Source organism: Enterococcus sp. VV15, assembly GCF_005236045.1.
GTDB classification, from domain to species: Bacteria; Bacillota; Bacilli; order Lactobacillales; family Enterococcaceae; genus Enterococcus_B; species Enterococcus_B durans.
In genome coordinates this window covers 1-1,450 of sequence record NZ_QPTY01000093.1, presented here as the reverse complement: position 1 = coordinate 1,450, position 1,450 = coordinate 1, and the positions used below count along the sequence as shown (strand labels likewise).

Here is a 1,450-nt window from a genome sequence, read left to right as displayed (position 1 = left end):
GGAAGTGAAATGACCTCTTTTGTATCAAATATGAATTCTCCAGTACCTGCTGAAGCACATCCGTACCAATCTATATCAACAAATTCTTCTTTTTGTTCTTTCAATTCTCTATATTTTTGAAGAGAATGAATTTTATTGTTTTGCCCACGATCTTGCTGCTCTTCCAATTCATGTTTAGCAAAGTCATAGACTTTTTGTTGTCGAGGTGGGGTGAGTTGAGAAGAAGTCTCATTAATTAAAGATAAAATAGAGTTTTTTGTATCTATTTTGTCAGCACCGAATAATAGAGTTTCAACGTCAGTATCAAAAAAAGTAACTATTTGTTCTACTTCTTCGATTTTTGGATATCTTTCTCCAGAAATCCATCGGGAAACAGTAGATTTATTACGACCTAAATAAGTTCCTAATTCTTCCATAGTCATATTTTTTTCTTGACGAAAAAAGTCTAACATTTTTCCGAATTTAATTTCTCTTTTCATTATATTGTGTCACCACCTTTGATTACAAGTATATATTCACATAAATCAAAAGTAAATAAAAAAGTTTACAAAAATGCAACCTAATTGTTGACAAAAATGCAACAAAAGTTTATTATGAAAATGTAATCAATAAGGAATGAGGTGATAACGTGAGCAAAGCAACTTTTAAGCCATTGGATAATTTAATAGAAGAGAAAGGATTACGTTATAATTTTGTTGCAAAAAAAATGGGTATTAATCCTAGTTATTTATGGCAAATGAGATGTAATTTATTTAAGATGGACATCAATCATATGGAGCTTTTAGCAGAAATATTAGGTGTTGATTTTTTTGATATATATGAATTACGAAAAAAATTTGAACAAGAAGTTTCCAAAAATGCAACTAGAGGTTTGAATTCAATCAAACAACCGGCGTAGGAGGTGTACTCGTGGAAACATCAAGCGAATTAGCAGGATTGATTGAAAAGTTAATTGAAGAAAAAGTAGATGAAAGAATACAAGTACTAGAAGCTACTTATTTTGCTAAGTCAAAACAAACTCTTTTTACCATAAAGGAACTTGCTAATAAATGGGACTGTTCAGAAAAAACAGTTGATATTTATTTAAAGCAAGGGGGAGTCGAACCAGTTGATAAAAGCGGTCGATGCTACCTGTATGATTTAGCCGAAGCTGAAAAAGCAAAACAAAGTTATACCAAAAAAGTTTTAGTTGATCAAAAGCTAAATTATCGTATGAGAGCCATGTAAAGTCTACACGCACCACTTCCGAAAAGAGGAGTTGCGATTTCCTTCAAAAATTACAAAAAACAAAACTAAATTCGCACATATACCTACTTGCATGGGCAACTCCTCTTCTTGGAGGTGGTGACGGTGAGATACGAAGGAGGGTTGACATGAAGAAAGAAGAGAAAATGGGAATTTTAAATGAAGAAAATTACACAAGATTAATCGTTGAAACAGAAGAAGGTGA

At 32.0% G+C, this 1,450-nt stretch carries 3 protein-coding genes; 2 read left to right on the top strand and 1 reads right to left on the bottom strand.

Going from position 1 to position 1,450, the window contains the following annotated elements; genetic code table 11:
• A partial coding sequence (locus DVW83_RS14635; protein ID WP_137239674.1) for a helix-turn-helix domain-containing protein occupies nt 1–479 on the bottom strand: 479 nt, incomplete at its 3' end.
• Nucleotides 480–628: 149 nt separating this feature from the next.
• Between DVW83_RS14635 and DVW83_RS14630 the strand changes: the two genes are divergently transcribed.
• Nucleotides 629–898, top strand: coding sequence for a helix-turn-helix domain-containing protein (locus tag DVW83_RS14630; protein ID WP_137239671.1), 270 nt, complete (start codon nt 629–631; stop codon nt 896–898).
• An 11-nt stretch (nt 899–909) separates the two neighbouring features.
• A complete protein-coding gene (locus DVW83_RS14625; protein ID WP_137239669.1) occupies nt 910–1,227 on the top strand; it encodes a MerR family transcriptional regulator in 318 nt (105 codons plus the stop codon).
• Nucleotides 1,228–1,450 lie beyond the last annotated feature (223 nt).